The following is a 26,497-nucleotide window of genomic DNA, read 5'->3' on the forward strand; positions in this document are numbered from 1 at the left end:
GCCCCCGTTCCTCAGGTGCACCACCACAGGAACCGCTCGCAGGTCTCCGACGGGCTCGGATCGGCGGTCGGCTCCGTGGCCGTGGGGCGGGGCGACGACGTCGTGGGGCGGGCCGACGTGACCGGCGGGCCGTCCGGTGAACCGCTCGCCGTGGATCCCGGGCCGGCCGGCACGGCCTGTCCGGCGTCCGTCGGCCCGGCACTCTCCGACGTGCTCGGCGACGCGCTGACGGAGGCGGAGGCGGACGGGGACGACGACGCGGACGCGCGCGGCGAGGAGCGGGAGACGGGCGGGGTCTGCGCCACGGAGGTGCCGTCCGCGCCCGGCGAGGCCGTTCCACCGGCGTCCGTGTCCGGCGCGTCGCCGGATATGTCGGGTGCCGCCTGGGCGCCGCCCTCCGCCGGGGACTCCGTGCCGAGTTCGACCACACCGACACCGCCGGCCACCAGCGCCACTCCCGCGACGGCGATCAGGACCCGGCGGCGGGGCGACTTCCTGCGGGCGCGGCGGCGCCGCCCGGGACGGCGCACGCTCGGCTCGTCCTCGTACCCCGTGCCGTCCGGGTCCACCGCCTCCTGCTCGGCGACCGTCTCGGCGTAGGCGCGCACGGCGTCGGCGGGGGTGCCGCAGCCGGGGCAGGCCAGGGCGCCGTTGAGGTGCCTGTGGCACGGGTGGCAGTAGTCCATGGTGCAGTGAGGCTAGAGGCGCAAGCGTGACGGAAGATGCTGGCGCTGTGAAGCTCCTGTGTGGAACGCGGGGCTCCCCTTCACCGTCCACCGGCGACCGTTCCGCGCACACCCATTGACACCCCCACTGGGCCGTCCTTACTGTCACGCCAGCATTTCGAACGAGTGACGAAATATCGAACGGCTCAGGGGGCAACTGCCGTGCGCATCACGGGAATCAGCACACACGTAGTCGGTACTCCGTGGCGGAACCTCACCTACGTCCAGGTGCACACCGACGAGGGGATCACGGGCGTCGGCGAGACCCGGATGCTGGGCCGCACCGACGCGCTCATCGGGTACCTGAACGAGGCGAAGGCCAACCACATCCTCGGCTCCGACCCGTTCGCCGTCGAGGACCTGGTCAAGCGGATGAAGTACGGCGACTACGGGCGGGCGGGCGAGATCGTCATGTCCGGCATCGCCGTCATCGAGATGGCCTGCTGGGACATCAAGGGCAAGGCGCTGGGCGTGCCGGTGTGGCAGCTGCTCGGCGGCAGGGTCACCGACCGGGTCAAGGCGTACGCGAACGGCTGGTACACCACCGAGCGGACCCCGGAGGCGTACCACAAGGCCGCGCGCGGGGTGATGGAGCGCGGGTACAGGGCGCTGAAGATCGACCCGTTCGGCACCGGGCACTTCGAGCTGGACCACGAGCAGTCGCTGTACGCCGTCTCGCTGATCGAGGCCGTGCGCGACGCCATCGGCCCGGACGCCGAGCTGATGCTGGAGATGCACGGCCGGTTCTCCCCCGCCACGGCGATCCGGCTGGCCCGCGACCTGGCGCCGTTCAAGCCCGCGTGGCTGGAGGAGCCGGTGCCGCCGGAGAACCTGAAGGCACTGGAGAAGGTCGCCGCGAAGGTGGACATGCCCGTCGCGACCGGTGAGCGGATCCACGACCGGATCGAGTTCCGCGAGCTGTTCGAGAGCCAGGCCGTCGACATCATCCAGCCCGACGTCGGCCACCTCGGCGGCATCTGGGAGACCCGCAAGCTGGCGGCGACCGCCGAGACGCACTACATGCTCGTCGCCCCGCACAACGTCGGCGGACCGGTCCTCACCGCGGCCTCGCTCCAAGTGGGCTTCACCACGCCCAACTTCAAGATCCTGGAGCACTTCAACGACTTCGCCGACGCCGACATCAAGAAGGTCGTCAAGGGCGCGCCGAAGGTCGTGGACGGCTACTTCGAGCTGTCCCACGAGCCCGGCCTCGGCGTCGAGCTGGATGTCGACGCCGCCGCCGAGTTCCCGCAGCAGCAGGCCCGGTTCGACCTGTGGGCCGAGGGCTGGGAGAAGCGCGACCCGAAGAGCGGCGCCAAGTGAGCGGCGCCGTCGTCGTCGAGGCGCCGGGCACGCACCGGATCGTCGCCCACGAGCCCGTCGCGCCCAGCCCCGGCGAGGCGCTGGTCCGGGTGCACGCCGTCGGGATCTGCGGCTCCGACCGCGAGCTGTACCAGGGCAACCGGCCCGATCCTTACGTGCGTTACCCGCTGACGCCGGGCCACGAGTGGTCCGGGGTCGTGGAGGCCGTGGGCGCCGGGGTGCCGGAGTCGCTGGTGGGCCGGAAGACGGTCGGCGAGGGGTTCCGGAACTGCCAGGTGTGCGAGCGGTGCCATGCCGGTGAGACGACGCTGTGCACCGCCGGGTACGAGGAGACGGGCTTCACCCGGCCGGGGGCGATGGCGGCGACGCTGGTACTGCCGGCGCGGCTGCTGCACGTCCTGCCGGACTCGGCCGACCTCACGGCGGCGGCGCTGCTGGAGCCGGCCGCCTGTGTCGCCGCCGCCGCGCTCAAGGCCGGGGCGCGGCCCGGTGAGCGGGTGGCCGTCGTCGGGACCGGGACGCTCGGGATGCTCGCCGTGCAGTTCCTGGCGGCGCACTCCCCCGCCGAGCTCCTTGTGGTCGGCTCCGGCGACGAACGGGCCGCGCTGGCACGGCAGTTCGGGGCCACCGACTTCCGGCTGCACACCGAGCCGCTGCCGGACGACTTCGACGTCGTCATCGAGGCGGCCGGGGCCGGGACCGCCGCCCGGACCGCGGCGGCGCTGCTGCGGCGGGGCGGGCGGCTCGTGCTCACCGGGCTGCCGCCGGCCGGTGCCGCCGGGCTCGATCCGGCCGATCTGGTGCTGCGGCAGCTGGAGGTGCGGACCGTGTTCGGGGCCTCGGCGGAGGCGTGGGCGCATGCGGTGCGGGCGTTCGGGGCGGGGTTGCTCGATCCGTTGCCGCTCGTCACGCATGAGTTGCCGCTGAGTCGCTTCGCTGAGGCCATCGGGCTGGTGGGGGCCGGGGATCCGAAGGTGGGGAAGGTTTTGCTGCGGCCTTGAGTGTCGGGGCTTCGCCCCTCGATCCCCCTCCCCGTAGGGGTGAGGTGCGCTGCCGGCCACCGTATTCGTCGTGGCTGGTCGCGCAGTTCCTCGCGCCCCTGGCCGCAACGGCGACCGACCGGCGTTCGAGATCTCGAACCATGATGAACGTAAAGGAACCCCGTGACCACCACCCCCCGCCGTCCCGGCGAACCCACCCTCTCCGCACTCGGGCTGAGCGCCCCCGACCGCGACCCCGCGGACTCCTCACCGCACGCGTTTCCCGACGGGGGGACCTGGCGGGTGGAGATTCCGTCCGTCGAGGGGCCCGAGGCCGTCGGGGTCGTGCTCAAGGAGGCGTCGCGGCTCGACGTGCCCGTCCACCGGATCAGTCAGGGCAGCGGCATCTGGATGCTGCGCGACGCCGAGATCGTGGAGATGGTCGAGGCGACCGCCGAGCGCGACATCGAGCTGTGCCTGTTCACCGGGCCGCGCGGCACCTGGGACACCGGTGCCTCCGTGCGCACCGACTCCGGCGGCGCGGGACTGCGCGCCCGGGGCCATGACGCCGTCGCCGGATGTGTCGAAGACGCCGTACGGGCAACGGAGTTGGGCGTCAAGTGCCTGCTCGTCGCCGACGAGGGCGTGCTGTGGACGCTGCACCGGGCGCGCACCGGGGGGATCATCCCCGCCGACACCACCCTCAAGGTGTCGGCGCTCGTCGGGCCCGTGAACCCGGCCTCGTACGCCGTGTACGAGCGGCTCGGCGCCGACTCGCTGAACGTGCCGTCCGATCTGACGCTCGCTCATCTCACCGAGATCCGCCGGGTGTCGGCCGCCCCGATGGACATGTACGTGGAGGCCCCGGACGACCTCGGCGGCTATGTGCGGATGTACGAGATCGCCGAACTGGTGCGCCGAGGTGCGCCGCTGTACCTGAAGTTCGGTCTCGCGAAGGCGCCCGCGATCTATCCGTACGGCGCCCAGCTGCGCGACGTCACCCTCGACACGGCCCGCGAGCGGGTGCGCCGGGGACGGCTCGCGCTCGATCTGCTCGCCCGGCACGGCGCCGACGGAGGCATGTCCCCGCTCGGCTCGCGGCTGCCCGGCGATCTCCGGCGGTTCGACACCAGTCAATAACGTTCCGGAAACACAACTTCACAGCACACAACACAGCCGCGCACAATCCGACACACCTTTTCTCGGTCAACACCCCTTCCCCGTACGCCACTTCGCAGCACCGCCGACCGACCTCGCACCCACACATCAAGGATGATGACCATGCGAAACCGCCGAGCCGCACTCAGCGCGATAGCCGCGGGCGCCACGCTCGCCCTGACCCTCTCCGCCTGCGGCCAGGACAGCGAGGGCGGCAGCAAGGAGGACAAGGGCAGCGCCAAGGGATCCACCGTCGGCATCGCGATGCCGACCAAGTCGTCCGAGCGCTGGATCGCTGACGGGAACAACGTTGTCAAATCCCTGAAGGCCAAGGGCTACAAGACCCAGCTCGTCTTCGGCGAGGACGACCCCGACCAGCAGGTCTCGCAGATCGAGAACATGATCACGCAGGGTGTCTCGGCGCTGATCATCGCGGCGATCGACAACAAGTCGCTGGGCAACGTCCTCCAGGAGGCGGCCGACGCGCACATCCCGGTGATCGCGTACGACCGGCTGATCCTGGACTCCAAGAACGTCGACTACTACGCGACGTTCGACAACGAGAAGGTCGGCGAGCTCCAGGCCACCTCGCTCGTCGACAAGCTGGGCCTGTCGAACGGCAAGAAGGGCCCGTTCAACCTGGAGCTGTTCGCCGGCTCCAACGACGACAACAACACCAAGTACTTCTTCAACGGCGCGATGACGGTCCTCCAGCCCTACATCGACAAGAAGCAGCTGGTCATCCGGTCCAAGCAGACCAAGCTCAACCAGGTCACCACGCTGCGCTGGGACGGCGCCACCGCGCAGAAGCGCATGGACGACATCCTGACGTCGAAGTACTCCAGCGACCGGGTCGACGCGGTGCTCTCCCCGTACGACGGCATCTCCATCGGCATCATCTCCGCGCTGAAGTCCGACGGCTACGGCTCGAAGTCCAAGCCGCTGCCCGCCGTCTCCGGCCAGGACGCCGAGGTCGCCTCGGTGAAGTCGATCATCGCGGGCGAGCAGTACTCGACGGTCTACAAGGACACGCGGCAGCTCGCCAAGGAGGCCGTGACCATGGTCGACGACGTGCTCAACGACAAGAAGCCGCAGACCAACGACAACAAGACGTACGACAACGGCGCCAAGGTCGTCCCGTCGTTCCTGCTCCAGCCGGTCGCCGTCACCAAGGACAACTACGAGAAGACCCTCATCGACGGCGGCTACTACACCAAGAAGGACCTGGGGCTGAAGTAGACGACCAGAAGCCCCAGTTGACCGCCTCCGCACACTAGATGAAGGGCACGACCATGGCGGGACCCGTCCTGGAAATGCGCTCGATCGTCAAGACCTTCCCGGGCGTCAAGGCGCTGTCGGACGTCTCCCTGAGCGTCCGCGCGGGCGAGGTCCACGCCATCTGCGGGGAGAACGGCGCCGGGAAGTCCACCTTGATGAAGGTGCTCTCCGGCGTCCACCCGCACGGAAGTTACGACGGGGAGATCCTCTTCGAGGGTGAGCCCTGCCGGTTCAAGGACATCAACGCCAGCGAGAAGCGCGGCATCGTCATCATCCACCAGGAGCTGGCCCTGGTCCCGTACCTGTCGATCGCCGAGAACATGTTCCTCGGCAACGAGCACGCCTCGCGCGGCCTCATCGACTGGCACGAGACCCTCGGGCACGCCACGCGCCAGCTGCGCCGGGTGGGCCTGGACGAGAACCCCAACACCGCCGTCGCCGACATCGGGGTGGGCAAGCAGCAGCTCGTGGAGATCGCCAAGGCGCTCTCCAAGGAGGTGAAGCTGCTCATCCTCGACGAGCCGACGGCCGCGCTGAACGACGAGGACTCCGACAAACTCCTGGACCTGATCCTGGAGTTGAAGAACCAGGGCATCACCTCGATCATCATCTCGCACAAGCTCAACGAGATCCGCAAGGTCGCCGACTCGGTGACGATCCTGCGGGACGGGCGCACCGTCGAGACGCTGGACGTGAAGGCCGCCGGGACCACCGAGGACCGGATCATCTCCGGGATGGTCGGCCGCGACCTCGACAACCGCTTCCCCGACCGCACCCCGCACCACGCCGAGGCCGGCGCCGCGCCCGCCCTGGAGATCCGCAACTGGACGGTGCACCACCCCATCGACCGCGAGCGCAAGGTCGTCGACGACGTCTCGCTGCACGTGCGCCGGGGCGAGATCGTCGGCATCGCGGGGCTGATGGGCGCGGGCCGCACCGAGCTGGCGATGAGCGTCTTCGGGCGCGCCTACGGCCGGTACACGGGCGGCACGGTCCTCAAGGACGGCCGGGAGATCCGCACCCGTACGGTCTCCGACGCGGTCGGCCACGGGATCGCGTACGCCACCGAGGACCGCAAGCACTACGGCCTCAACCTCATCGACACCATCAACCGCAACATCTCCCTGGCGGCGCTCGGCAAGGTCGCCACGCGCGGCATCGTCGACGAGCACGGGGAGCGGCAGGTCGCCGAGGAGTACCGGAAGTCGATGAACATCAAGGCCCCGACGGTCTTCGAACCGGCGGGCAAGCTGTCGGGCGGCAACCAGCAGAAGGTCGTCCTCAGCAAGTGGATCTTCGCGGGCCCGGAGATCCTCATCCTCGACGAGCCGACCCGCGGGATCGACGTCGGTGCCAAGTACGAGATCTACACGGTCATCGACAAGCTGGCCGCCCAGGGCAAGGCGGTCGTCTTCATCTCCTCCGAGCTGCCCGAGCTGCTCGGCATGTGCGACCGCATCTACACGATGGCCGCGGGCCGCCTGACCGGCGAGGTGCCGCGTGCCGAGGCGACGCAGGAATCGCTGATGCGCCTGATGACGAAGGACAAAGAGGTAGCGCGATGAGCAACGTGACGAAGAACCCGGCGGCGGCCCCGCCGGGCAGGGACGAGCCCTCGGGCGCCGAGGGCGGTCTCGTCGGCCTGGTCGTGGACGGGCTGCGCCGCAACATGCGCCAGTACGGCATGCTGATCGCGCTCGGCCTGCTCATCGCGGTGTTCGCCGTGTGGACCGACGGCACGCTGATCACCCCGCACAACGTCTCCAACCTGGTCCTGCAGAACTCGTACGTGCTGATCCTGGCGATCGGCATGATGCTGGTGATCATCGCGGGCCACATCGACCTGTCCGTCGGGTCGCTGACGGCGTTCGTCGGGTCGACGGCCGCGGTGCTGATGGTCAACAACGACGTCTCCTGGCCGATCGCCCTGATCGTGTGCCTGGTGATGGGCGGCGCGGCCGGTGCCGTCCAGGGCTATCTGATCGCGTACGGCGGCATACCGTCGTTCATCGTGACGCTGGCCGGGATGCTGGTGTGGCGCGGGCTCACCGAGATCCTGCTCAAGGGGCAGACCCTGGGCCCGTTCCCGTCCCACATCGGCGACCTGGGCAACGGCTTCCTCCCCGAGGTCGGCCCGGACACCAACTACCACAACCTGACGCTGCTGTTCGGCATCCTGCTCGCCGCCTCGGTGGCCTGGCAGGAGGTGCGCGACCGGCGCAGACAGCGGGAGTTCTCGCTCGACGTGGTGCCCCGCAACCTCTTCGTCCTGAAGCTGGTCGCGATCGTCGCGGCGATCGCCGTCGTCACGCTGCTGCTCGCCAGCTACAAGGGCGTGCCGATCGTGCTGCTGATCCTCGGCGTGCTGGTCGTCGGCTACGGCTACCTGATGCGCAACTCCGTCTTCGGCCGCCACATCTACGCCATCGGCGGCAACCTGCCCGCGGCCAAGCTCTCCGGCGTCAAGGACAAGAAGGTCACCTTCTACGTCTTCCTGAACATGGGCGTGCTCGCCGCGCTGGCCGGTCTGGTGGTCGCGGCCCGGCTGAACGCGGCCTCGCCGAAGGCGGGCCTGAACTTCGAACTGGAGGCGATCGCCGCGTCGTTCATCGGCGGCGCGTCCATGAGCGGCGGTGTCGGCACGGTGCTGGGCGCCATCATCGGCGGTCTCGTCCTCGGCGTGCTGAACAACGGCATGAACCTGCTGGGCGTCGGCTCCGACTGGCAGTCGGTGATCAAGGGGCTGGCGCTGCTCGCCGCGGTCGGTTTCGACGTCTGGAACAAGCGGCGGGGCGGTCGGTAGCCGCGCGGCGGCGGACCGGATCGTCGCGGGGCCCGGCGGTCAGGGGTTGTGCCAGGCCGCCGGGTCGTCGGCGAGCTGCCGCACCGGTTCCGGGAGCCGGTCGTGGGCGAGGTCGTCGAGGGTGACGCCTTCGAGGATCTTGCGGACGTTGGCGCGCAGCGCCACCCACAGCGGCAGCAGCGGCTCGGCGGCGCCGGTGTAGGCGAGGGCGCTGGGCCGCTCGCCGCGCACCGAGACGATGGGGCCCTCGACGGCGCGCACGACGTCGGCGACGGTGATGGTGTCGGCGGCGCGGGCGAGCAGATAGCCGCCGTTGCCGCCGCGCCGGCTGAGCACGATGCCGCCGCGCCGCAGATCGCTGAGGATGCCCTCCAGGAACTTGTGCGGGATGTCCTGGGCGGCGGCGATGCTCTCCGCCTTGACCGGTTCGGCGCCGCCGCGCACGGCCAGCTCCAGGCTCGCGCGCACGGCATAGTCGGCTCGGGCTGAAATCCTCATGCCGACATTGTCGGGGACGGTTCACGCTCCTCGGTCCGCTCGCCCTCGCCCCGCGCGGGCCTGGCGCGGCGGGTGCGCAGGGTCACGGCGGTGCCGACGGCCGCGAGCGCCACGCAGACCGCGACCAGCGGGGTGCCGGACACGCCCCACATGGCGAGTCCGGAGCCGGTGAGCAGCACGATCAGGGCCCAGCGCAGGGCGGGCCCGGAGACCCGGGTGGAGAGCAGGGCCCCCGCGACGACTCCGGGTATCGCGCCGATCAGCAGGGTGCCGGCGAGGCCGAGGGAGACGTCGCCGACGAGGAGGTGGCCGAGGGCCGCGGCGCCGACCAGCGGGACGGCCTGCACGAGGTCGGTGCCGACCAGGTGGTTCGCCCGGAGCCGGGGGTGGGCGAGCATCAGCATCACGATGATCAGGGATCCGGAGCCGACCGAGGTCATCCCGACCACGACCCCGCCGACCAGCCCGATCAGCAGCGTCGCCACCGGCCTGACCCGCACATCGGCGTCCTCCGCGTCGGCGGAGCCCATCCCGCGCCGCCGGTCGAGCCACATCCGGGCGAGCATGCCGGTCACCGCGAGCAGCAGGGCGCCGCCGATGACGTACTTGACCCGGGTCTGGAGGGTGTCGCCGTCGCCGAGCGCCCGCAGCAGCAGGGCTCCGCCGAAGGCGGCGGGCAGGGCGGTGGGCAGCAGCCAGCGGACGATGTCCCAGCGGATGGTGCCCGCTCTGTGGTGGACCGCGGCGCCGAACGGCTTCATGAACAGGGAGGTCGCCAGGTCGCTGCCGATGGCGGCGGTGGGGTTGACTCCGAAGAACATGACCATGATCGGGGTCATCAGGGCGCCACCGCCCATGCCGGTGAGTCCCACGGCGAGACCGACCAGGGCGCCGGCGAGGACGATCGTCCAGGAAAGATCCATGGCGGCCACTATGCACACCATCCCTAGGGAAAAGGTATGAATAGCGGCCCGGTCTCAGCACGTGGAATCGGCGGCCGGACACGGGTGCGGGCCGCGGCGCCCCCTCGCCGCGGCCCGCACCCCTTCACGGGGCGGCTGTCAGCCGGTGAACCCGCTCACGCCCTGGGGCGTGCCCCAGCCGGTCGGACCGTCGTAGCCGGTCTTCGCGGTGCACAGGTAGCTGCTGGAGCAGCTGCCGTTGTTGCCGGTCGTGACGTCGTTCAGCGCGGAGGTCCCGGCCTTGGCGTACGGGAACTTCGCCGGGTACGAGCCGGACGACGGGACGCCGCCGAGCGCGTAGACCGCCGCGATGATCGGCGAGGAGGCGCTGGTGCCGCCGAAGGTGTACCAGCCGGCGGTGATGCCGTACGAGTCGTAGACGGAGACGCCGGTGGCCGGGTCGGCGACGGCGGCGACGTCCGAGATCGTCCGCTTCGCGCAGCCGGTGTCGGTCTGCCAGGCCGGCTTGGTGTCGTAGGCCGAGCAGCCCGAGCCGGTGCCCTCGGTGCTGCTGGTCTTCCACACGGACTCGGTCCAGCCGCGGGTGGTGGAGGTGGCCTTGGTGAGGGCCGTGCCGCCGACCGAGGTGACGTAGCGGGAGGCCGCCGGGTACTCCGCGCCGTAGCCCTCGTCGCCCGCGCTCACGGTGATGGCGACGCCCGGGTGGTTGAAGTACGAGGAGTCGTAGGAGCTGTCCGATGAGGACTCGGAGCCGCCGTAGCTGTTCGACACGTACTTGGCGCCGAGGGTGACGGCCCGGTTCACGGCGGTGCCGAGGTTGGCCATCGACGCGGACTTGGCCTCGACGAGGAGGATGCTGCACTTCGGGCAGACCGCGCTCGCCATGTCGAGGTCGAGGGAGATCTCCTCGGCCCAGCCGCTGTCGGCGGTGGGCAGCGCGGTGGTGGAGCCGGTCTGGCTGACCTTCTTGAAGCAGCCGCCGGCCGAGGTGCAGGCCGGAAGACCGTAGTACGAGCGGTACTTGGCGAGGTCGGCCTCGGCGTTCGGGTCGTCGTAGGCGTCGACGATGGCGATCGTCTCACCGGCGCCCTTCGCCGCGGCGGCCGAGGTCAGCCCGTAGGCGGCCTGGAGGTCGCTCGGCCCGTACCCGGACGGGGTGGAGGCGTCGGCCGCGTCGGGGGCGGCGTGCCCGGCCTTGGCCCGCTGGACGGCGTACGCGGTGGTGCCGCTGGTCACCCGCTTCGCACCGCAGGCCATCTCGCCGGCCTTGGCGGGCTGGGAACAGGCTCGTTTCCAGGTGACGTGCGGGGTGGGCGAGCCGGCGGCGGCTCCGGCCTGGCCGGCGGCGCCGAGTCCGGCGAGGACGAGCGCCGCCGTGCCGAGCAGCGCGGCGCCGGTGCGGCGCCATCTGTGGGGGTGTGTGTCGCGCAACGTACTGCCTCCTGAGAAGGGTGGACAGGGGCGGTGCGGGTGCTGTGCGACCGCCGGTCCTGTGTCCCCGGCGGCCGCGACGATGCTTGCTTTGTTGCGCACACTTCAACAAGGGGCGGCGGGGACTCCAGAGCTCCGCTTTACCGAATCCGTCCGCTTCGACGGGACGTAGATAGGCGGTAGTTGACCGTGGTCACAGGAAACTCATGGTTTGGCGCCGCCCGGGTCACCCCAGGCGGATCACGTTCCAGGACAGCGGCTCCAGGGTCGCCCGCAGCGTGCCGCCGTCCAGAACGGTTCCCGTCGCCGCGTGCGGGGCCACCCGCCCGGGGTCGGTACGGGTGTTGCGGGCGTCCGGGTCGGCGTCGGCCAGGACCGAGTGCTCGGTGACCGAGGTCAGCTCCAGCCCGTTCAGGGCGACTTCGAGCGGCAGGGACTCCGTCTGACCGCGGTTGACGGCGAAGACGGTGACCGTGCCGTCGTCGGCGCGAACGGCCGTGGCGTGCAGCAGGTCGGCGGTGCCGTGGCGCGCGGTGTCGTACGTCGGCGAGTCGACGCGGACGTCGAGGACCTCGCCGCGGCCGTACCGCGCCGCCTGCGCGAACGGGAAGAACGTCGTCTGCCGCCAGGCCGGGCCGTCCGGCTCGGTCATGATCGGGGCGATGACGTTGACCAGTTGGGCGAGGCAGGCGACGGTGACCCGGTCGGCGTGGCGCAGCAGGGCGATCAGCAGCGAGCCGAGGACGACGGCGTCGGTGACCGAGTAGACGTCCTCCAGCAGGCGCGGGGCCTCGGGCCAGTCGAGCGCGGAGACCTCGGCGTCGGTGCGCGTCATGTACCAGACGTTCCACTCGTCGAAGGAGAGGTTGATCCTCTTCTTCGACTTGAGGCGGGCGCCGACGTGGTCGCAGGTCGCGACGACGTTCTCGATGAACGACTCCATGTCCACCGCGGAGGCGAGGAAGGAGTCGCGGTCGCCGTCGTGCTCCTCGTAGTAGGCGTGCAGCGAGATGAAGTCGACGAGGTCGTACGTCTCCTGGAGGACCGTCGACTCCCAGGCGGCGAAGGTGTCCATGCCCTGGCCGGAACTGCCGCACGCGACCAGTTCGACGTCCTTGTCTATCTGCCGCATGGCGCGGGCCGTCTCGGCCGCGATCCGGCCGTACTCCCCGGCCGTCTTGTGGCCGGTCTGCCAGGGGCCGTCCATCTCGTTGCCCAGGCACCACAGGCGGATGCCGAAGGGGTCCTTGTCGCCGTGTTCGGCGCGCAGGTCCGAAAGCGCGGTGCCCGAGGGGTGGTTGGCGTACTCCTGGAGTTCGATGGCCTCGGCGACGCCGCGCGTGCCGAGGTTCACCGCCATCATCGGCTCGGCCCGCGGGCCGATCTTCCGCAGGAACGCGATGTACTCGGACAGGCCGAACCGGTTCGGCTCGGTGGTGCGCCAGGCCAGGTCGAGGCGGCGCGGGCGGTCCTCGACGGGGCCGACGGAGTCCTCCCACTTGTAGCCGGAGACGAAGTTGCCGCCGGGATAGCGGATGACGGTGACGCCCAGTTCCCGTACGAGTTCGAGGACGTCGGTGCGCAGGCCCGCCTCGTCCGCGCTCGGGTGGTCCGGCTCGAAGATGCCGGTGTAGACGCAGCGGCCGAGGTGTTCCACGAACGACCCGAACAGGCGCGGATCGACCGTGCCGATCGTGAAGGCGGGGTCGAGGGTGAAGCGTGCGGTGCTCAAGGCGTTCCCTCCCTTTCGGAGTGCGGCTTTCGTCGTGGCCGAGCGCGCGGTTCCCCGCGCCCCTATCGGGGCTGCCCGAACGCGGGCTGCGGCAGGCCCTGGCCGATTCCCGGGAGGACCAGCAGCGAACCGGCCAGCGGGGAGGGGGCGTTCAGGCCCACCCGGGCCGACGAGACGTACAGGTCGCTCAGGTCCGGCCCGCCGAAGGCGCAGGCCGTGGGCCGCCGCACCGGCAGCGGCACGACACGGTCCAGGGCGCCGGACGGCGTGTAGCGGCGCAGAGCCCCGCCGTCCCACAGGGCCACCCAGACACAGCCGTCGGCGTCCACGGTGAGCCCGTCCGGGACACCCGCACCCTTCTCGACCGTCGCCAACTCCCGCCTGTCGCGCACGCGTTCGCCGTCCACGTCGAAGACGTCGATGCGGCCCGTCGCCGTGTCGACGTAGTACATGAGCGTGCCGTCGGGGCTCCAGCCGGTGCCGTTGGAGACGGTGACGTCGTCGAGGATCTCGGTCGCCGTGCCGTCGGGGGCCAGGCGGATCAGATTGCCGCCGCCCGGTGTCTCGTCGTACGCCATCGAGCCCGCCCACAGGGCGCCGTCGGGCGCGACCGCCGCGTCGTTCCCGCGGCGCCCGGGGACCGGCTCGCGGTGCAGCCAGCCGAAGGTGCCGTCGGGGCCGTAACGGGCCACGCCGTCGCGGAGGTTGACGACCAGACCGCCGCCCGCGCAGGGCTTGGCGGCGCCCACGTGCTGCTCGGTGGCCAGCACGGTGCGGCGGCCGCTGCCGGGCTCGTAGGTGTGCACGCGCGAGCCGAGGATGTCCACCCAGATCAGCCGCCCGGCGGCCGCGTCCCAGGTGGGGCCCTCGCCGAGTTCGGCGGTCTCGCGCACCGCCACCTCGGCCCTCACGGCGTGCCCCGGTGGCCGAGGCGCTCGGACAGATCGGCCGCGCCCTTCGCGGCGAGCTGGGCCAGCTCCTGCTCGCGGGCGTCCGTCCAGCGGATCATCGGTACGGAGATGGAGAGCGCGGCGACGACCCGGTTGGTGCGGTCGCGCACGGGCGCGGCGACGCAGCTCACGTCCGGGTTGGACTCGCGGCTCTCGACGGCGACCCCGCGCTCGCGGATCGCGTGCAGGGCCTCGCGCAGGACGGCCGGGTCGGTGACCGAGTTCTCCGTCATGGCCGCGAGCGGGGCGTCGTCCGGGATGCGGGCGGCCAGCTCGGGCTCGGGCAGGGACGCGAGGAGCATCTTGCCGACCGAGGTGCAGTGCGCGGGCAGCCGGCGCCCCGCCGCCGAGACCATCCGCACCGCGTGCGTGGAGTCGACCTTGGCGATGTAGATGACGTCGGTGCCTTCGAGGATCGCCACGTGTACCGTCTCGTCGCAGGTCTCGGCGACCGAGCGGGCGACCTGCTGGCCCTCGGCGGCGAGATCGAGCTGTTCCGCGTACCGGCTGCCGAGCTGGTAGGGCCGCACCCCGAGGCGGTAGCGCCCGGGCTCGCCGGGGACCTGCACGAGGTACGAACGGGCGGCGAGCGTGGTGACGAGCTCGTGGACCGTGGTGCGCGGCAGCTGGAGCTTGCGGACGATGTCGGGGGCGGACAGCGTGCCGTCCCCGTCGAGGAAGAGCTCCAGGATGTCCAGAGCCCGGGTCACGGCTGGTACGAGGCGTCCCACGACCGATCCCCTCCCTATGTTCGATATTTCAACTGATGATCGGTATGGCGAACACAGGCTATGCACAGCGCCCTTGACCGGGCAATGGGCCGACGCTGCGCGACCATGGAGGGCATGCCGCGCCCCACACCGTCATCAGGTCCCGCCGAGCCCTTCACACCGCTCCACTTCCAGCTGGTGCTGCTGCGCAGGATGGCCGACCACAACCCGGAGCTGGTCGAGACCGCCCGCGCCGACCTGGGCGTCTCCGTCGCCGACATGCGGGAGGCGAACCGCCGCTGGCAGGCCATGGTCCGCTCGCCCCGCGCGCGGGCGGCCGTCTCCCGCTACCGCTCGGTGCTCGGCGCCCCCGAGCGCACGCTGACCCGGCGCATCGGCGACATGGAGTGCGAGGCGCTGCTGTGGCCGGTGCCGCTCTGGCCCGACCTGCGCTTCGAGGTGCTGCTCTCGCCGCAGGGCGCGGTCTGGAACGACTGGCTGATCCGCGCCCCCGGCGCCCCGGGGCCGGTGCTGCGGACCCTCGACGACCTCGCCCCGTGGTCGTGCACGGTCGACGAGGCGGCCCGCGCCTTCGCCCCGGCCCGCCCGCTCGAAGGTTCGGCGCCGACCCGCTGGGGGCTGGCGTTCACGGCGCCGGACGCGTCGGGGACGCCGCGCGAGGTGCGGGCCGAGTTCACCTACGGGCTGCTCCAGCGCTGGACGCTCACTGGGCGGCCTTGAGGATCGCCTCGGCCACGGCCGGCAGGGAACCGGGGTGCACGGCGGCGAGGAACAGATTGGGCTCGACGAGTTCCAGCTCCATCACGCACGGGTGCCCGTCGGGCCCGTCGACCAGGTCCACGCGCGCGTACAGCAGCCGGTCCGCGCCGCCCGGCACGGCGGCCAACGCCCGCGCGGCGACGGCGTGTTCGGCTTCGGTGGGCTGCCACGGCTCCAGCCCGGGGTGCGCGACCTTACGGGCGTCGAAGGCGACTCCGGGGGTCAGGACGGCGCCCTTGCGTACGGAGTGCAGGAACTGCCCGCCGTAGAACAGCACGGCGCGCTCCCCGTTGAGGTCGATCCCGTCGACGTACGGCTGCACCATCGCGGTCAGCCCCTCGGCGTGCATGCGGACCAACTGCCGCAGCGCCGTGTCCCGTTCGGCCGGGGTGTAGCGGGCGGCGTACCGGGCGCCGGCGCCGGAGGCCGGTTTGACGACGTAGGCGCGGTCGTCCGGCAGGTCGGGGGTCTCGCCCGGCGCGACGTACGCGGTCGGCACGGTGGGCACTCCGGCGCGGGCGAGTTCGCCGAGGTAGCGCTTGTCGGTGTTCCAGTGGAGCACGTCCACGGGGTTCGCGAGCCGGGTGACGGCGGCGCACCGCGCGGCCCATCGCAGGAACTCCGCGCGGCGCCAGCTGTAGTCCCAGGTGGAGCGCAGGACGACCAGGTCGAAGCCGGCCCAGTCGACGGCCGGGTCGTCCCACTCGACGGCGGTGGCGTCGGCGCCGTGACGCTTCAGCTCCGCCACGAGCAGGGGGAGATCGCGGTCTGCGCTGACCTCGGGGCCGGGCCGGCAGGTGACCAGGGCTATACGGGACATGCCACCAGGCTACGGTGCCCGCGGTGGGGGTGGTCGCGCAGTTCCCCGCGCCCCTGAGATGCGCACTTCGTGCGCCATCTCGTCGGGGAAGGCTGCGCGCAGCGCATGCCTTCAGGGGCGCGGGGAACTGCGCGAGAAGCGGCCACCGGCCCGCAGGCGACCGACAACCCCCTCAAGAGCGCGGGGCACTCCGCGACCGGCCAGCACCACCACCCCGGCGACAGCCCCACCCGCGACCATGAACCCCGCATGGGCACCCCCGGCATCCACGGCCCGCCCCGCCACCGCCGCCGCCCCGGCGGAGCCCCCCGCGCTCGCCGACCCCAGCCAGGTGAAGGCCTGCGTGAGGACGGCCCGGGGCACCGCCGCCTCGGTCAGCACGGAGGTCACGGCCAGCAACGGCGGCACGGCCAGCCCGGTCAGGGCAAGCGCACAGCCCAGCGGAACCGGAGCGTCGAGCACGGTCAGCGGCAGACAGGCCAGAAGCAGCCCCACCGCGGCGACGGCCCGCTGCCGCACCGGCCCGGCCCGCCACCGCCGCGCCCCGTACACCCAACCACCCACCAGGCTGGTGCAGTTGGAGACCGCGTACAGCACCGGCGCGAGGTCGGGGGTGCCGCGCCCGACCGCGTACGCGGAGACGGAGACCTGCATCGCGCCGAAGTACACGCCCAGCGCGAGGGTGCTCGCGACGAGCCCCAGGAAGGCCGGGCGGCGCAGCGCCCGCCCCGCGTGCCGCCGCTCGCCGCGCTCCGCGACCGGCGGCGCGGTGCGGCGCTGGAGGGTGAACGCCAGACCCCCGCCGATCACGAGCGCGGCGGCGAGTGCACTGCCCAGGCCGGGATGCCCGGCGGCGCCGACGGTGCTGACGAGCGCGGGCCCGACGAGGAACGACAGGCCGTTCGCGAGGGATTCCAGGGCGAAGGCACCGGGCAGCGCGGCGTCCTGCCCGGTACCGCGCAGCAGCGCCGCCCAGCGGGCCGCGGACAGGGCGCTGATCTGCGGCAGGGTGGCCCCGGCGAGCGCCCCCGCGGTGGCGGCGACCGGCACCGGGCCGCCCGCGAAGAGCAGCGCCACGGCCGCCCCGTGCGCCCCGAGCGCGTACGGCACGACACGGCGTTCCCCGAACCGGTCGACGAGCCGCCCGATCTGCGGCCCGGCCAGCGCGTCGGTGACGGCGAAGCACCCGGTGACCAGGCCCGCGGTGGCGTAGGAGCCGGTGCGGGCGTGCACCAGCCAGACGATGCCGAGCCCGGTCATGGCGAGCCCGATCCGCCCGACACAACCGGCGAGGAAGAAGGCGGCGGCGCCCGGAGTGCGCAGCAGAATGCGGTAGTTGGCCGGTGTCGAGGACACGGCGCGTCCCTTTCGCCGCCCGGCGGGCCGCGTCACAGCGGGGCCGTCGGCGTCCGGAGGGGCCGGCCCGTGATCGCGACTGGAACCTTCCAGTGCGGGCGTGGGGTGGGGACGCGCGCCCCACGCCGACTCCATCACCGGGCAGAGTCTGTGATCGCTACAGAGACAGAAAACAGCAAGCAGAAAACAGGTACGCGCACGATCCTACGGCCAGAACTGCGCGAGCACCCCCTCCTTGAACGGCTGCGGCGAGACCGCCATGTCCCCGGCGAAGGGATGGTCGAGGGTCAGGCAGAGCAGCAGGCTCACCCCGATCAGCGCGGCGACCGACGCCACGAACATCAGCTGGGCGCGGATGCTCTTCATGCCGTAGAGGAAGGTCAGCGGCAGCATGACGAGGGCGCCGCCGTAGACGAGGAGGTCGAGGAGCATCGGCAGGGACTGCTCGGAGTCGGCGAGCCGGGTCCTGCGGGCCTCGGCGACCTCGCCGAGCGTGCTGACGGCCTGCTCGTAGTACGCCTGCTGCGCGTTGGTCTTCGGCTCGTACTCCTGGAACACGGTGTAGAGGCGTACGACTTGGGGGTTGGTGAGCCCGGGGTCGGGACGGCCCTGCCGCATCAGCGGCCACTGCCGGTCGACGACGGAGTGCACGTACGCGCCCATCGCGTCGGACACCTTCCGCTGCTGTTCCGGCGGGAACGCGGAGGCGTCGCGCAGCACTTCGGCGGTCTGGCTGGCCTCGGCGGCGACATTGGTGCCCGCTTCGTTGAGCCCCTCCCACTCGGCGACGACGACGAAGGCGAGGATGATGCCGTAGATCGCGGCGTACATGCCGAGCACGACACCGATCATGTCGTTGTACGCGCCCGCCGAGAGCCGCGGAAATCTCCGCCGCACGAGAAGGCACCCGGCGAGCGCGAGCACCACGGCCCCGCCTCCGAGCAGCACGGCGAGGGCGAACGTACTGAAGTGATTGAGCAGCCAGATTCCCACGGAGCCCTAACCAGCCGAGCGCGGGCCCGGTTACGGCGGATCGACACGCCCTAGGGCGTGTGTCGAAAGTCGTGCCGTCCGCCCGGAGGGCGGGCCCTGCGGTGTCTGGTGCGTGCGATCGCAAGGCGCCGGAGCGCCCTCATAGCGGAGCTATGCGGGCGTTTCGGCAACGCCGCGAGCGTGCGTGCCAGGCGCCGCAGGGCAGGCAGGACTTTCGACACACGCCCTAGGGCTCCCAGTCCAGCAACCGCACCTTCGCGACAGCCCGCACGTGCCGCCGCATGGCCGCGGCGGCCCCCCGCCCGTTGCCGGCCTCGATGGCATCGAGAATCGCCCGGTGCTGCGCCAGCGACCGCCCGGGCCGCCGGGGCTGCCGCAGCGACTCGTCGCGCGACTCGGCGATCGGCCCGTCGATCTCCGCCATGAACGCGGCGAGCAGCGCGCTGTGCGCGGCCGCGGTCACGGCGCCGTGGAAGAGCCGGTCGCCCTCGACCCCGAGGCCGCCGGCCGCGATGTCCTCGGCCATCAGATCGAGCGCGGAGCGCAGCGCGGTGAGATCGGCGTCGGTGCGCCGCTCGGCGGCGAGCTCGGCCAGCTTCGTCTCCAGCGCCTCGCGCGCCTCAAGCACGTCCGGCAGCCGTTTCTTGCGCTCCACGAGCCGCTCGACGGGCTCGGCGACGTCGAGCCCGTCCCGTACGAGATAGGTGCCGCCGCCGTGCCGCACCTCGACGAGCCCCTGCACCTCCAGGACGACGATGGCCTGCTTCACGGAGGCCCGGCTCACCCCGAGCCGCGCGGCGAGGTCCCGCTCGGTGGGCAGCCGGTCGCCCGCGCGCAGGCCGCCCTCGGCGACGTACGCGCGCAGGCGGCCGAGCACCTGCTCGTACAGGCGCGGGCGCGCCCCCATCGGCCGCAGTGCGTCGGTCATCCGGTCCTTCTCCGCCCTTCCCTGGCGTGCGCTTGCGCCGCAGCGTACGTCCTTGACGCGGACGCCTGCCACACGGCAGGCTCGGATTGGCTCAGCCAATCAGCCAATTGCCACCCGTCGGCGACGCCGTCGCCGAGCACCCCACCGAGGAGCGCCCCGTGACCGTGCCACGTCTGCTGCCCGCACTGCTCGACACCCCCGACCGGCCCGCCCTGCGGTTCGGCGACCGCGCGCTGACCCACGGCCGGCTGGCGGCGGTGGCGGCCCCGCTCGCGGCCCGGATCAGCGGGTCGTCCCGGGTGGCCGTGTGGGCGACGCCCACGCTGGAGACCGCGGTCGGCGTGGTCGCGGCGCTGCTCGCCGGGGTGGCCGCCGTGCCGCTGAACCCGAAGTCGGGCGACAGCGAGCTGGGGCACATCGTCGCGGACAGCGCCCCGGAGGCGGTGCTCGCGGCGGCGGACGCCGAGCTGCCGCCCGCGCTGGCCCGGCTGCCGCGGATCGACGTGGACGCGGACGCCGCGGTGCCGGACGTCGTGCCGTCCCTGCCCCCGGAGCCGGCCGACCCGGCGACCCCGGCCTTCGTCGTCTACACCTCGGGCACGACGGGCCCGCCCAAGGGCGCCGTGCTGCCGCGCCGCGCGGTCTCCTCCACGCTCGACGCGCTCCGGGACGCCTGGCGGTGGACGGAGGCGGACACCCTGGTCCACGGGCTGCCGCTGTTCCACGTGCACGGTCTGATCCTGGGCGTCATCGGCCCGCTGCGGCGCGGCGGCGCGGTGCGCCACCTGGGCCGGTTCAGCACGGAGGGGGTGACCCGCGAGCTGTCCTCGGGCGCGACGATGCTGTTCGGCGTCCCGACGATGTACCACCGCATCGCGGAGTCCCTGCCCACCGATCCCGCGCTCGCCAAGGCCCTCGGCTCGGCCCGCCTCCTCGTCTCGGGGTCGGCGGCGCTGCCGGTCCACGACCACGAGCGGATCACGTCGGCCACCGGGCAGCGCGTGATCGAGCGGTACGGGATGACCGAGACGCTGATGAACACCAGCGTGCGGGCGGACGGCGAGCCGCGCCCCGGCACGGTGGGCGTGCCGCTGCCGGGCGTGGAGCTGCGGCTCACCGAGGACGACGGGGTGACGGAGGTGCCGTCCGACGACCCGGAGGGGGTCGGCGAGATCCAGGTACGCGGCCCGAACCTGTTCCTGCACTACCTCAACCGCCCCGACGCCACCGAGGCGGCGTTCGCGCCGGGCGGCTGGTTCCGTACGGGGGACATGGCGGTCCGCGACGCGGACGGCTATGTCCGCATCATCGGCCGCAAGGCCACCGACCTGATCAAGAGCGGCGGCTACAAGATCGGCGCTGGCGAGATCGAGAACGCGCTCCTGGAGCACCCGGGCGTGCGCGAGGCGGCGGTCACCGGCGCGCCCGACGACGACCTCGGCGAGCGGGTGGTGGCGTGGATCGTCCCGGCGGACGCCGCGCACCCGCCGACGGAGGCGGAGCTGGCGGACCATGTGGCCGCGCGGCTTTCCCCGCACAAGCGCCCCCGCACGGTCCGCTACCTGGAGGCCCTGCCGCGCAACGACATGGGCAAGATCCTCAAGCGGGCGCTCGGCGATGCGTGACACGACGAGAGGCGTGACCGACCCGGGCTCCTTGCGGGAACTCCCCCATCCGCCGCCCCCCGCCGAGCCGAACCCGCTGGGCTGGCCGGACTACGACAAGGTGCTGTCCCGGGCGGCCGAGCGCGGCGGATCGGAGTCCGTCACCGCCGCGACCGCCAGGATCGGCGGCACCGAAGTGGTCCTCCTCGCCTTCGACTTCACCTATCTGGGCGGCTCGCTGGGCCGGCGCGCGGGCGACCGCGTCGAGGCGGCGCACACCCACGCCCGCCGGCACGGCCTGCCGGTGGTGGCGCTGGTCGCCACGGGCGGCAGCCGGATGCAGGAGGGCATGATCGCGCTGACCCAGCTCCAGCGCGTGGCGGGCCAGATGGTGCTGACCCGGGCCGCCGGGCTGCCGCAGCTCACGGTGGCCTGCGACCCGACGACGGGCGGCGGCTGGGCGACGCTCGGCGCGGGCGCCGACATCACCCTCGCCTGCCCCGGTGCCCAGATCGGCTTCGCGGGCTCCCGGGTCCGTCCGGCGGACGCCGACCCGGCGGCGTACACGGCCGAGAGCCAGTTCGACGCCGGGTCCGTCGACGCGCTCGTGGCGCCCGGCGAGCTGCGCGGCGTCCTCGGCCGCTGGCTGCGGCTGCTGACCCGGCCCGCTCCGGACGCCGCCCCGGTCCCGGCCGCGCGGGGCCGGGTGGATCCGCCGCCCACCGGCTGGTCGGCGGTGCTGCGCGCCCGCGACCCCGGCCGCCCGCGCGCCCGCGCCTACCTGGACGCCTACTTCGGCCACCGCGAGGAGCTGAGCGGCGACCGCGCGGGCGGCCGGGACGCGGGGATGCTCTGCGGTTTCGGCGCGCTCGGCGAGGGCGCCGAGGCCGTCACGGTCGCCTACGCGGCCCAGTGCGGCACGGCGACGACCCCGGCGGGCTACCGCACCGCGGCCCGGCTGATCCGGCTCGCGGGGCGGCTCGGCATCCCGGTGCTCACCCTCGTCGACACCCCGGGGGCGGCGAACGACGCGGCGGCGGAGCGCGCGGGCGCGGGCCCGGCGATCGCCGAGGTGTTCCTCGCGGTCGCCGAGTCCCCGGTGCCGGTGACGACGCTGGCGATCGGCGAGGGCGGCTCCGGCGGGGCGCTCGCGCTCGCGGCGCCCGGGAACACGTGGGTCGCGCCGGACGCGTACTTCTCCGTCATCGCGCCGGAACAGGCGGCGGCGATCCTCAAACGGCCGCCCGACCAGGCGGAACACACCGCGGACCAACTTCGGCTCCGGCCGCAGGACTTGGTGGAGCTCGGCGTGGTGCGCGGCATCACGCAGCCGGGACCGTAAACGAACAAGGGCGCAGTTGTTCCCTCGAACAGGTGGTCGTCGCTCCAGAGTTTGCATAGGGCACGCAGCACCAACGATGCTTACAGGGCGCAAGCAACGGGCTGCAGACCGTAGCGAACGCATCGCGATGCAGTGCACGTCCCACACACATGCAACACGCAATACCGAGGAGAACGCACCACCATGAACCTGCTCACCGACATCCTCGCCGGCATCGTCCACTTCGTCGGCTGGCTCGTGTAACACCCGGCGCGACGCCACGGTGTGACACACCGTCGGATGCACGCACACGGCGCCGTCTCCCCCGGTCCCACGGGGAGGCGGCGCCGTCGCGTTTGCCCGAACCGGCAGCTGTGCCCGGCTACTTCACCGCGACCGCCCGGACGATCTCCTGACGGACGGTGCCGCCCTTGTCGTCATGGGCCGACGCCCGCAGGGAGACGGACTTCGCACCGCGCGGCACGCTCAACTCACCGCTCCAGGAAGCCTTCTTGCCCTTCAGGGCCACGCTCTTCCAGGTGGTGCCCTCGTCGTAGGACACCTCCAGGGTGCCGCCGCCGATGGTGCCGGTGTCCGCGGCCCCGGCCACGTACTCGGCGAACAGCCCGACGGGGATCCGCTTGCCGCCCGCGACCGTGCCCTTGAGGTCGGTGTCCAGGTCGAAGCCGAGGTTGATCATCGCCAGCCGCGTGGAGGTGTTCGCCGGCGTCTCGGCCGACTTCACGGTCCACGAGGAGTGCCCCTCGGTGGCCACGCCCCACTGCGCCGCGTCCAGCGCGGTGTCCGTCGTGACCTTGTACGTGTGCAGGGCCGGATCGGCGTCCCAGACGTACGCCCCGGAGCCCACCTTGCGGGTCACCTCCTTGCCGTCGACGTACACGGCCGTCTCCTGGGTCATCCCCGATTCGCTGCTGTACGCGTCGCCGAACCCGGTGTGGTCCGGTCCCGAGTCGCCCCAGCCCGGGGTGTTGAACTCGAGGCTGTCGCCGGAGCGTTCCTGGCCCCAGCCGAGGCCGGTGCCCAGCCACGGGTGCCAGACCGGCTTGAACCAGTCGAGCTTGCCCTTCGAGCCGCCCTTGTACGTGATCACGCCGCTGCGCTCCTCCCAGGAGAGCGCGGGACCCGCCTGCACGGACTCGTGCCAGGTCTGGTGCGCACCCGTGGAGACGTAGTCGGTGCGCTCGGCCGGGTAGGCGATCTTCTCCAGGAAGCCGAGGCCGACCGGGAAGGAGTCACTGAGGGCGTACCGGAACTCGCCGCCGTCCTGCGGCTTCGGCGCGTGGAACCGCACGTCGCGCACGGCGAGTTCGCGGCTGCCGGGACGGTACGTGAGCGAGCCGCCGGGGATCGCCCCGGTGTGCTCGTCGGTGAGGTCGTAGACCCACGGCGTGTACCGGGTGCCGGTCGTCTCCAGCTTGTGGCCCTTCTTCGCGGCCGCGGCGAGGACGGCGGCGTCGCGCGCGTCGACGGTCGCGATCGTCAGCGGCCGGTCCGTGTAGTCCTCGGTGCCGAACCAGGTGTTCAGCCGGCCCGCGGTACCGTCGGTCACGAACAGCGCCTTGGCGCCCGCGTCCTGGGCGGCCTGGGCGAGCGCGCCCGGTGCCGTCGCGCCGTCGGCGCGGACCAGGACGGCCTTGCCGCGCGCGTTCCGGCCCGCGTACTCGGCCGGGGTGCCCGTGCCCGCGTCGACGACGGCGAGCTTGGCCCGGCCCTCCGCGAGCGTGCCACCGGCCTGCACGAGCGCGTTGCGCACGCCGTCGACCTGGAGCATCGGCTTGCCGAGCCGCCAGACGGTGCGGTACGCGTAGCTGCCCTGCGTGACCTTGCGGGTGGGGGCGGCGAAGACGCTGTCGTAGGCGACGGGGACCTGGACGGCGTTGGTGATCTGCGCGCCGCCGGCCTTCCGGTCGGCCTCCAGGATCAGCTGCCGGGTCTCGGTGGTGCGCCCGACGTCGGCGGCGACCTCCTTCAGCTTCCGCCCGTCGAGGGTGATCTCGCGGTCCCGGTCGAGGGTGACCTCGGGGTCGGCGAGATAGCCGAGGCCGAGGGAGTCCTTCCCGTGGCTGCCGCGCACGTCGAGGAAGGAGTCGACGTAGTACGTGCCCGGCTTCAGCCGCAGTTCCACGGTGCCGTCGTCGCCGGTGGAGTAGCCGACCGGGTCGGTCTTCGCGACGAGCTGCTGCACGGCGAGGTAGGCGTCGGTGGGAGCGCCGTCCCGGTCCTTCACGTGGACGGTGAGCGTGTACCGCTCCTCCTCCTTGACCAGGCCGAACGCGGTGTGCGCGACGGCCTTGCCGCCCGAACTGGCGACGATCTGCCCGCTGTTGGTGCCGATCGCGGCCTTCGCGCCGTCGGCGGTGACGGTCGTGGCGGCGGTGCCGTGGGCGGGCACGGTCAGCGTGGAGTCGGCGAGCGTGGCGACGCCGTCCGCCGCCCCCTGCACGGCGAGGCTCAGCTCGACGGCCTTGTCGGACGCGTTGCTGTACGTGACGGTCTTCTCGACCGGCGCGTTGCTGTCGTAGGGCCACTTGTAGTAGCCGAGGTCGGCGCTGCCGGTGGCGGTGATGTCGGCGCCGATGGCGTCCGGGACGCTCACCCGGCCCGAGCCCAGCGCGTAGGCGGACGCGTCGAGCCGCTTGCTGCTCGACATCAGGGCGTCCTTGAGCTGCGCGCCGGTCCAGTCCGGGTGCTTCTGCGCGAGGAGGGCGGCCACGCCCGCGACGTGCGGCGTCGCCATCGACGTACCGCTCATGGTGGTGTAGCTGCCGGAGCCGGCCACCAGCGAGGAGCGGGCGGCGAGGATGTCCACGCCGGGCGCGGAGACGTCGGGCTTGAGGGCGTTGTCGCCCAGGCGCGGGCCCTGGCTGCTGAAGTAGGCGGCCCGGTCGGCGGAGTCGACGGCGCCGACGGTGAGCGCGGCGTCCGCGGCGCCGGGCGAGCCGATGGTGCCGGGGGCGCTGTAGTTGCCCGCCGCGATGACGAAGAGGGCGCCGGTCTGCGCGGACAGGCTGTTCACGGCCTGGGACATCGGGTCGGTGCCGTCGCTGCCCACGTCCGAGCCGAGGCTCATGGAGACGACGCGCGCCTTCACGTCCTTGGCGGCCCACTCCATACCGGCGATGATCTGCGACTCGGAGCCGGAGCCCTCGTTGCTGAGGACCTTGCCGACGGCGAGGGTCGCGTCGGGGGCGACGCCCTTCTCCCTGCCGTCGGACGCGGCACCGGACCCGCCGACGGTCGAGGTCACGTGCGTGCCGTGGCCCTGCCGGTCGGCGACCTCCTCGCCCTCGATGAACGACTTCGACTCGGTGACGCGGGAGGCGAGGTCGGGGTGGGAGGCGTCGTAGCCGGTGTCGAGGACGGCGACCTTCACGCCCTTGCCGGTGAGACCGGCCTCCCACGCCTTCGAGGTGCCGATCTGCGCGTTGGACTCCGCCATGTCGGCCGTGACGCGGGCGTCGAGCCACACCTTGCCCAGGCCGTCGCCGAACCCGTTCTTGGTGGTGAGGCCGTTCCAGAAGGTGCGCCCCTTGTCGGCGGCGACGGCGGCACCCCCGACGCTGGGCAGGCTCCGCGTCCGCTCGGCGCCCTTGGGCACCGCGGCGGCGGCGCGGGCGCGCTTGCCGGCGTAGGTCACGATGAGGGGCGTCGCGTCGGCCTTGCCGTCCGCGAGGCCCTGCCGTATCAGCTCGCTGACGTCGAACAGCCGGGCGTCGAGGCTCCCGTCGGCGAGATACCGCCGGGCCTCGTCGGGCACGACCGTGACATCGCCGTTCGCCACCTGGGTGCGCACGGCGCCGGTGGCGCCCTTGGCCCGGTCGACGGTGACGGTCCGCTTCCCGCCGCCGAGCTCGGTGACGGTCACCTTGTCACCGGTCACCAGGGTGACGGTGTGCGCGGCGGAGGCGACTTTGGTGGGGGTCGTGGCGGGGCCGGCGTGCGCGCCCCCGGCGGGCAGCAGCGCGAACGCCAGCCCTGCTGACAGCAGGGCCGCGCCACGTCTCGCGGCAGGTCCTCTGGACATCGTTGCCTCTCTTCCGAACCTTGGGGTCAGGGGGTGTCACCCAAGTGCTGGGAAGAGTCTCAGGGGCACGGTGTTGCAGGGAAGTTGCCGAGGGCTGGCGGGTGCTGCACTGGCGTTTTCCCGCCAGCGGCGGGTACAC

General features: G+C 72.4%; 21 protein-coding genes. 9 read left to right on the top strand and 12 right to left on the bottom strand.

Annotated features, from left to right (window positions below; translation table 11 throughout):
- Nucleotides 1–11: 11 nt before the first annotated feature.
- The gene (locus tag ABII15_RS12570) at nucleotides 12–686 is read right to left on the bottom strand and encodes a hypothetical protein (protein ID WP_353942394.1); all 675 of its coding nucleotides are present in this window, start codon (nucleotides 684–686) and stop codon (nucleotides 12–14) included.
- 201 nt (nucleotides 687–887) lie between these two features.
- On the opposite strand from ABII15_RS12570, the gene ABII15_RS12575 reads away from it, so the two are divergent.
- From ABII15_RS12575 to mmsB, 6 genes are all read left to right on the top strand, one after another.
- The gene (locus tag ABII15_RS12575) at nucleotides 888–2,048 is read left to right on the top strand and encodes a mandelate racemase/muconate lactonizing enzyme family protein (protein ID WP_353942395.1); all 1,161 of its coding nucleotides are present in this window, start codon (nucleotides 888–890) and stop codon (nucleotides 2,046–2,048) included.
- On the top strand, nucleotides 2,045–3,049 hold the full coding sequence (locus tag ABII15_RS12580) for an alcohol dehydrogenase catalytic domain-containing protein (protein WP_353942396.1): 1,005 nt from the start codon (nucleotides 2,045–2,047) through the stop codon (nucleotides 3,047–3,049). Before ABII15_RS12575 ends, ABII15_RS12580 begins: the two co-directional genes overlap by 4 nt.
- A 162-nt stretch (nucleotides 3,050–3,211) precedes the next feature.
- Nucleotides 3,212–4,168 (top strand): hypothetical protein, encoded by a 957-nt coding sequence (locus ABII15_RS12585; RefSeq protein ID WP_353942397.1) that lies wholly within the window; start codon nucleotides 3,212–3,214, stop codon nucleotides 4,166–4,168.
- A 141-nt stretch (nucleotides 4,169–4,309) separates the two neighbouring features.
- A complete protein-coding gene (gene chvE, locus ABII15_RS12590; RefSeq protein WP_353942398.1) occupies nucleotides 4,310–5,425 on the top strand; it encodes a multiple monosaccharide ABC transporter substrate-binding protein in 1,116 nt (371 codons plus the stop codon).
- Nucleotides 5,426–5,478: 53 nt separating this feature from the next.
- On the top strand, nucleotides 5,479–7,029 hold the full coding sequence (mmsA, locus tag ABII15_RS12595) for a multiple monosaccharide ABC transporter ATP-binding protein (protein WP_353947038.1): 1,551 nt from the start codon (nucleotides 5,479–5,481) through the stop codon (nucleotides 7,027–7,029).
- On the top strand, nucleotides 7,026–8,267 hold the full coding sequence (mmsB, locus tag ABII15_RS12600) for a multiple monosaccharide ABC transporter permease (protein WP_353942399.1): 1,242 nt from the start codon (nucleotides 7,026–7,028) through the stop codon (nucleotides 8,265–8,267). The genes mmsA and mmsB overlap by 4 nt, the downstream gene beginning before the upstream one ends.
- A gap of 39 nt (nucleotides 8,268–8,306) precedes the next feature.
- Here the strand turns inward: mmsB and ABII15_RS12605 are convergent, their stop codons facing one another.
- The 6 genes from ABII15_RS12605 to ABII15_RS12630 all read right to left on the bottom strand — a co-directional run bounded on the left by ABII15_RS12605 (nucleotide 8,307) and on the right by ABII15_RS12630 (nucleotide 14,532).
- Nucleotides 8,307–8,765 carry an Rrf2 family transcriptional regulator gene (locus ABII15_RS12605; protein ID WP_353942400.1) on the bottom strand — a complete coding sequence of 153 codons (459 nt, stop codon included), beginning with the start codon at nucleotides 8,763–8,765 and terminating at the stop codon, nucleotides 8,307–8,309.
- Nucleotides 8,762–9,688, bottom strand: a complete 927-nt coding sequence (locus ABII15_RS12610) for a sulfite exporter TauE/SafE family protein (RefSeq protein WP_353942401.1) — start codon at nucleotides 9,686–9,688, stop codon at nucleotides 8,762–8,764. The genes ABII15_RS12605 and ABII15_RS12610 overlap by 4 nt, the downstream gene beginning before the upstream one ends.
- 138 nt (nucleotides 9,689–9,826) lie before the next feature.
- Nucleotides 9,827–11,119, bottom strand: coding sequence for a peptidase S8 (locus ABII15_RS12615; RefSeq protein ID WP_353942402.1), 1,293 nt, complete (start codon nucleotides 11,117–11,119; stop codon nucleotides 9,827–9,829).
- A 226-nt stretch (nucleotides 11,120–11,345) separates the two neighbouring features.
- Nucleotides 11,346–12,851: an alpha-N-arabinofuranosidase gene (locus tag ABII15_RS12620; protein WP_353942403.1), complete on the bottom strand. Its 1,506-nt coding sequence runs from the start codon at nucleotides 12,849–12,851 to the stop codon at nucleotides 11,346–11,348.
- A gap of 62 nt (nucleotides 12,852–12,913) precedes the next feature.
- Nucleotides 12,914–13,762 (bottom strand): SMP-30/gluconolactonase/LRE family protein, encoded by an 849-nt coding sequence (locus tag ABII15_RS12625; protein ID WP_353942404.1) that lies wholly within the window; start codon nucleotides 13,760–13,762, stop codon nucleotides 12,914–12,916.
- A complete protein-coding gene (locus ABII15_RS12630; protein ID WP_353942405.1) occupies nucleotides 13,759–14,532 on the bottom strand; it encodes an IclR family transcriptional regulator in 774 nt (257 codons plus the stop codon). The genes ABII15_RS12625 and ABII15_RS12630 overlap by 4 nt, the downstream gene beginning before the upstream one ends.
- A gap of 114 nt (nucleotides 14,533–14,646) precedes the next feature.
- On the opposite strand from ABII15_RS12630, the gene ABII15_RS12635 reads away from it, so the two are divergent.
- Nucleotides 14,647–15,252, top strand: a complete 606-nt coding sequence (locus ABII15_RS12635; protein WP_353942406.1) for a hypothetical protein — start codon at nucleotides 14,647–14,649, stop codon at nucleotides 15,250–15,252.
- Here the strand turns inward: ABII15_RS12635 and ABII15_RS12640 are convergent.
- The 4 genes from ABII15_RS12640 to ABII15_RS12655 all read right to left on the bottom strand — a co-directional run bounded on the left by ABII15_RS12640 (nucleotide 15,236) and on the right by ABII15_RS12655 (nucleotide 19,388).
- On the bottom strand, nucleotides 15,236–16,111 hold the full coding sequence (locus ABII15_RS12640; protein ID WP_353942407.1) for a hypothetical protein: 876 nt from the start codon (nucleotides 16,109–16,111) through the stop codon (nucleotides 15,236–15,238). The genes ABII15_RS12635 and ABII15_RS12640 overlap by 17 nt on opposite strands.
- Nucleotides 16,112–16,222: 111 nt before the next feature.
- Nucleotides 16,223–17,467 (bottom strand): MFS transporter, encoded by a 1,245-nt coding sequence (locus tag ABII15_RS12645; protein WP_353942408.1) that lies wholly within the window; start codon nucleotides 17,465–17,467, stop codon nucleotides 16,223–16,225.
- A gap of 204 nt (nucleotides 17,468–17,671) precedes the next feature.
- A complete protein-coding gene (locus tag ABII15_RS12650; RefSeq protein ID WP_353942409.1) occupies nucleotides 17,672–18,460 on the bottom strand; it encodes a DUF4239 domain-containing protein in 789 nt (262 codons plus the stop codon).
- Nucleotides 18,461–18,686: 226 nt separating this feature from the next.
- A complete protein-coding gene (locus ABII15_RS12655; RefSeq protein ID WP_353942410.1) occupies nucleotides 18,687–19,388 on the bottom strand; it encodes an FCD domain-containing protein in 702 nt (233 codons plus the stop codon).
- 164 nt (nucleotides 19,389–19,552) lie between these two features.
- On the opposite strand from ABII15_RS12655, the gene ABII15_RS12660 reads away from it, so the two are divergent.
- Nucleotides 19,553–21,013: an acyl-CoA synthetase gene (locus tag ABII15_RS12660; RefSeq protein WP_353947039.1), complete on the top strand. Its 1,461-nt coding sequence runs from the start codon at nucleotides 19,553–19,555 to the stop codon at nucleotides 21,011–21,013.
- A gap of 13 nt (nucleotides 21,014–21,026) precedes the next feature.
- A complete protein-coding gene (locus ABII15_RS12665; RefSeq protein WP_353942411.1) occupies nucleotides 21,027–22,334 on the top strand; it encodes a carboxyl transferase domain-containing protein in 1,308 nt (435 codons plus the stop codon).
- Nucleotides 22,335–22,695: 361 nt separating this feature from the next.
- Here the strand turns inward: ABII15_RS12665 and ABII15_RS12670 are convergent, their stop codons facing one another.
- On the bottom strand, nucleotides 22,696–26,358 hold the full coding sequence (locus tag ABII15_RS12670) for a S8 family serine peptidase (RefSeq protein WP_353942412.1): 3,663 nt from the start codon (nucleotides 26,356–26,358) through the stop codon (nucleotides 22,696–22,698).
- Nucleotides 26,359–26,497 lie beyond the last annotated feature (139 nt).

Origin of the sequence: Streptomyces sp. HUAS MG91, from assembly GCF_040529335.1 — a bacterium.
Lineage (GTDB): Bacteria > Actinomycetota > Actinomycetes > Streptomycetales > Streptomycetaceae > Streptomyces > Streptomyces tabacisoli.

What these genes read in the sequence shown, in the direction of transcription:
- ABII15_RS12635 (WP_353942406.1), top strand. Translation starts at nt 14,647, where the DNA reads ATGCCGCGCCCCACACCGTCATCAGGTCCCGCCGAGCCCTTCACACCG.
- ABII15_RS12570 (WP_353942394.1), bottom strand. Translation starts at nt 686, where the DNA reads ATGGACTACTGCCACCCGTGCCACAGGCACCTCAACGGCGCCCTGGCC.
- ABII15_RS12640 (WP_353942407.1), bottom strand. Translation starts at nt 16,111, where the DNA reads ATGTCCCGTATAGCCCTGGTCACCTGCCGGCCCGGCCCCGAGGTCAGC.
- ABII15_RS12610 (WP_353942401.1), bottom strand. Translation starts at nt 9,688, where the DNA reads ATGGATCTTTCCTGGACGATCGTCCTCGCCGGCGCCCTGGTCGGTCTC.
- mmsB (WP_353942399.1), top strand. Translation starts at nt 7,026, where the DNA reads ATGAGCAACGTGACGAAGAACCCGGCGGCGGCCCCGCCGGGCAGGGAC.
- ABII15_RS12670 (WP_353942412.1), bottom strand. Translation starts at nt 26,358, where the DNA reads ATGTCCAGAGGACCTGCCGCGAGACGTGGCGCGGCCCTGCTGTCAGCA.
- ABII15_RS12655 (WP_353942410.1), bottom strand. Translation starts at nt 19,388, where the DNA reads ATGACCGACGCACTGCGGCCGATGGGGGCGCGCCCGCGCCTGTACGAG.
- chvE (WP_353942398.1), top strand. Translation starts at nt 4,310, where the DNA reads ATGCGAAACCGCCGAGCCGCACTCAGCGCGATAGCCGCGGGCGCCACG.
- ABII15_RS12605 (WP_353942400.1), bottom strand. Translation starts at nt 8,765, where the DNA reads ATGAGGATTTCAGCCCGAGCCGACTATGCCGTGCGCGCGAGCCTGGAG.
- mmsA (WP_353947038.1), top strand. Translation starts at nt 5,479, where the DNA reads ATGGCGGGACCCGTCCTGGAAATGCGCTCGATCGTCAAGACCTTCCCG.